Origin of the sequence: Flectobacillus sp. (assembly GCF_049240685.1) — a bacterium.
Taxonomy (GTDB): Bacteria; Bacteroidota; Bacteroidia; order Cytophagales; family Spirosomataceae; genus Flectobacillus.
Window position 1 is genome coordinate 1 of record NZ_JBMLSD010000288.1, and the last position, 4,777, is coordinate 4,777.

A 4,777-nucleotide genomic window follows, 5' to 3' on the forward strand; every position below is an offset into this window, starting at 1 on the left:
TCATTCCTCCTACACCTTATACAACTGCTGATATTCATTCGGGCGCATTTTCATGATGCTTTTGAAAGTACGATTGAAGTGCGATAGATTATTGAAGCCACTTTCGTAGGCGATTTGAGATATACTTAGTTTTTCTTCTGCCAATAGTTTACAAGCATGCCCAATACGTAGTTCCAGCAAGAACTGAAAATAGGTTTTGCGAGTATGCGTTTTGAAATATCTACAAAAAGAATTGACACTAATATTGGCTACATCCGCTACTTCTTGTAAAGTAATATCTCTCGTAAAATTATTAAGAGAAAAAGAAAAAATCTGGTCAATACGTTTGGTATTTTGTTCGTCTAAACTGGCCGAACCTTCCGTTTGCGATACGTAAGTGTACTCCGTCGTAGCTGCAAAAATTTTGAGGACTTTTAGCAGTAAAATCACACGGTCGATACCCGACGACTGACGCATTTGGTCAATGAGTACTCCAGCTTGGTCACGAGCTTCTCCTCGAATCATCATACCTTTTCGGATTCTCGAAAATAAATCACTCAAACTTGCTGCTTCAGGTAACTTCATGAAGGTTTCGCCCCAAAAGTTTGGGTCAAAGTGAATTACATTCGATTTGGAAAGTAAATCCATACTTTGCTCAAAATATTGAGGGTCGCTTCTAAAAAAGTGCGGTGCATTGGCGCCAATAATAATCAAATCGTCTTCACGATAATTGCTCACACCATCGCCCACCAAAAGCATTCCTGTACCATTTAGGATATGTACAATTTCGATTTCGGGGTGATAATGCCAGTGACTATAGAAATAAGGCACTGCATCCTGACGTATGCTAAAAGATTGCTCTGGACCTACCTGAACTTTGCGAAAAAGAGGCTTCATTGTGAGTAAATTACTGACATATTTTACAAATCTACTGTATTTATGCCAATATAGTATCAGAAACTACTAATTAACGAAAAGTTTTATTCATTTTTTTTTAGTCATTTTGTAAAGAAATCTTACCAAAATATCTTCGTTTTATTCTATTTAAAGCTAGTTGGTAAAAAATCAGCATTATAATACTGATTTTAGCTATATACGACAAAATAGTATAATCGAAAGTTTTAATATGTGATATATTACTAAACTAGAACTTGTTGTGTCCTTTGTGTAAAATTATTGTCCTATGAAAAAATTAACTGCTCACGAAAACCTTACCTTATGGCAACAGTTTAAGTCTGGTGATGCCCATGCGTTTCAGTTGGTATACTTGAAGTATTACAAAGTTTTGATTCGCTACGGCAACAAAATTTCGATGGATGCCGAGCAGGTAATGGATGCAGTTCATGATTTATTCCTTAACCTTTGGAATCGTAGGACGTTCCTTTCGGACACTGACAATATAGAACCTTACCTTAAAACCTCTCTTAGGCATGAGCTAGTACGTCGTGTGGCCGAATCACGCAATAGTTTTTCTTTTGATGATTCGCCAGAGTTGACGTATGAGTTCGAAAAAGATGCCTTTTACTATCAGCACGATAGCGATGAGCGTGAAGCTACTTTCCAGCGTTTGGAAAAAGCTGTGCAAGACTTGTCACCTCGTGTTTGGGAAACACTCAAAATGCGTTACTTCGACAAAATGGGTAATCAGGAAATTGCTGAAAAGATGGGAATAAACTACCAATCGGTAAATAACAATATTCACCGTGGTGTCGAAACCCTTCGTCTCAAACTAGACCAAGTAGCGTAATAGCGAGCATGAAATTTGTGAATAGCCTCCTTCGGGAGGCTTTTTTGTTGTTATAAGCTTTGTAGCATCTACGATTTTCTAAAAACTACTACCTTTGTGAAAAAATTGAAGCGTCGATTACGACGTATTTTCATCATATCGAAATGAACTATATAGAACTGAAACTCACTGTAAATCCAGAATTTGCAGATATTTTTATGGCCGAGCTTGGCGAAATCGGTTTCGAAACTTTTACCGAGGAAAGCTATGGCTTGAATGCCTATGTTACTGAAGATTTGTTTTCGGAAGAAGCTGTAGACGAAATCATGGAAAGATACTTGGCCATGACACCTATTAGTTATAGCTACAGCACGCTCGAAAAGAAAAACTGGAATGAGGAGTGGGAAAAAAGTTATGAGCCAATCAGCGTAAATGGCTTGGTACGCGTACGTGCGAGTTTCCACGAACCAGATGACCAGCACCGTTTTGATATTGTGATTAATCCTAAAATGTCGTTTGGTACTGGACACCACGAAACTACTTCGATGGTTTTGGGTATTCAAGGCTCACAATTGGCAGCAGAGCATCAGGGTAAAAAAGTACTTGATGTCGGTTGTGGAACGGGTATTTTGGCAATCATGGCAGCCAAATTAGGCGCTAGCTATGTGTCGGCTTTTGATATTGAAGAATGGGCTGCTGAAAACTCTCGCGAGAATGTGGAATTGAACCATTGCGAAGGCGTAGTGGTAAGACAAGGAACTATCGACGACGAACCAGCAGATTTGTATGACATCGTATTGGCAAATATCAATCGCAATATTTTAATGCGCGATATTCCGAAATATGTGACGTTTATGTTACCAAAAGCTTATTTGGTGGTAAGTGGTTTTTACGAGCATGACATCGCAGATATTGAACAAGTAGCCAACGAAGTAGGCTTGAAAAAGACCTTTTTTGATACCAAAAACAACTGGGCTTCAGTTGTTTTTGAAAGAGAGTAATTTGTTATTGCGGATTGCGGATGTTTGATTGCGGAAGTGTGGTACAAAATGTAAGTTTTTCTATATCTCCCAAGCTCAGCATCTTTAGTACATGGCTATCTGAGAACCGATACCTAGTTAAGATATACCAAAAAAGGGATAAAGTTTATCAGTTAAACTTTATCCCTTTTTTGGTATATCCATTGCCCTCTTTACAAATATTTCAACACTTAAGTAATCGTGCAAAATAAGATTTAAGTTGTGTGCTTTAGGCTCTAGGCAAAGAGTTTTAACATGTTTTGTAGTAATTAAAGATATGTTTTACCGAAAGCCCATTGCTGAAAGTCGAAAGCCAAATAGTTGAGTTTTATTTTGCCCACTAACTTACTTCTTAATAATTCCTTGCAAAACCTTTGGGTCTCCATCGATTGGAGGAGTGCTAATGCCTAAAAGTTGTGCAATAAATGGATACACATGGATATTTTGGAACGGTGCAATTTTTACGCCTTTCTTAATATTGGGACCATTAGCATAAAAAATCGCACCCATTTCTGGGCAAGCAGTTGGGTCGAATCCGTGTACGCCCCAAACTTTACGTTTTTCTGGTTTTTTAGCGAGAGATTCTTTGTTGTAAAAACCATAACCAGGTTCTACCACCAGCAGCATATCACCAATACGAGCATTGGTATTGAAATGTAATTTTTCGGGAATATCTGCTTTTTTATAAATCTTAAAATGCTTCTCCTTGGCAGCAATGGCATTGAATATTTCGTCGGCTTTGTCTTTATTTTTCAAGAAAATATTACCGTGAGTGCTATTATTTACAAAAAGGAAATCTTGTTTGTTCAACCCTTCCAAGAAATCATCGGCAATGATAAACGTCTCTGGACGGTTTTGCATTTCGTACATACCGTGGTCGGCGGTAAGAATAACATTTACAGGCAATTTAATTTTCTTTAAACCATTCATCAACATACCTACCAAACTATCTGCTTCCATCACCGCAGCTTCGGTTTCAGGGGCATTAGGGCCATATTCATGTCCTTGCGTATCGACCATCGAGAAATAAATTGTTATTAGATGCGGACGCTCCGATTCTGGTAGATTCAACCAATCAAATACCGCTTGAACACGCTTTGGATGAGGCACTTTGTCGTCGAAACGGTGATAATAGGTCGGATATTGACCACCAATTGGGGCTTCGGAACCTACCCAGAAATACGAAGCAGCTTTCATCCCATTTTGCTGAACCAATTGCCAAATAGGCAAACCGCCATAATAATAAGGGTCTTCTACCTTATCGCGCTGGCGAATTGAATAAAAGGTATCGCGACCCGCATCATAAAAAGTATTATCTATCAAACCATGGTGGTCGGGGTACAAGCCCGTTACTAAAGTATAATGATTAGGAAAGGTTTTGCTCGGATACGAAGGAAGCATTACCTCGGCAGCGGCCCCTTTTTTGATAAAGTTTTTGAGATGTTTTACAGGGTATTTCTGAACATAGTCATGACGAAATCCATCGAACGAAACCATTACTACGTAAGGTTTATCGCTATTTTGACCAAGGCTTACAAATGCCCAACTGAGAAAGCACAAAAGGCTTACTAATTTTTTCATGAAGTGTAATAGTAAAATGAATAATTAAATTTTGTGTTGGTTTCAGGCTTTCGATACAACCGAAAGTATTTGTTTTTTGTCTTTTATAAAAAACGATTTTGGCATTTACAAGCTGAGTATTTTCAGTTTGAGCTAAAAAACTTTATCAAAATTAGCTTTTTCAGAAGAGAAGGTAATTAAAATTCGACGAAAAGTCCCTTTTTTATCACCAGATAAAGTCCTTGAGCGAAAAGCTGTAGAATCCACTAGGTTGGCAATACCTTTGCAAAAAAGTCGTTATTTTTACCAGAACAACCTATGGTTTCGGAGAAATTTCTCCAAATCACTCTAACACTAAAAAATACTATCCATGAAACTCAAAATTTACTTTTTGTTAGTTCTGGGCTTACTTTTTACCGTAAAATCGTATGGTCAAGGGCTCAAGCTATCTGATAAACCAGAGGAATTTTTGGCTGATGCTCAAAATGTGCTG

At 38.0% G+C, this 4,777-nt stretch carries 4 protein-coding genes; 2 read left to right on the top strand and 2 right to left on the bottom strand.

All coding sequences use genetic code 11. The features are described 5' to 3' along the window. Window positions 1-9 precede the first annotated feature (9 nt). Window positions 10-876, bottom strand: coding sequence for an AraC family transcriptional regulator (locus ACOVQ4_RS13125; protein ID WP_421821088.1), 867 nt, complete (start codon window positions 874-876; stop codon window positions 10-12). A gap of 286 nt (window positions 877-1,162) precedes the next feature. On the opposite strand from ACOVQ4_RS13125, the gene ACOVQ4_RS13130 reads away from it, so the two are divergent. Together ACOVQ4_RS13130 and prmA are read left to right on the top strand one after the other, a co-directional pair. Next, complete coding sequence (locus tag ACOVQ4_RS13130) at window positions 1,163-1,726, top strand: RNA polymerase sigma factor (protein WP_095161038.1); 564 nt, start codon at window positions 1,163-1,165, stop codon at window positions 1,724-1,726. Between the two features lie 143 nt (window positions 1,727-1,869). Beyond that, the gene (gene prmA, locus ACOVQ4_RS13135) at window positions 1,870-2,706 is read left to right on the top strand and encodes a 50S ribosomal protein L11 methyltransferase (RefSeq protein ID WP_421821089.1); all 837 of its coding nucleotides are present in this window, start codon (window positions 1,870-1,872) and stop codon (window positions 2,704-2,706) included. A gap of 363 nt (window positions 2,707-3,069) precedes the next feature. On the opposite strand, the gene ACOVQ4_RS13140 is transcribed toward prmA, so the two are convergent. Then, window positions 3,070-4,305 (bottom strand): ectonucleotide pyrophosphatase/phosphodiesterase, encoded by a 1,236-nt coding sequence (locus ACOVQ4_RS13140; protein WP_421821090.1) that lies wholly within the window; start codon window positions 4,303-4,305, stop codon window positions 3,070-3,072. Window positions 4,306-4,777 lie beyond the last annotated feature (472 nt).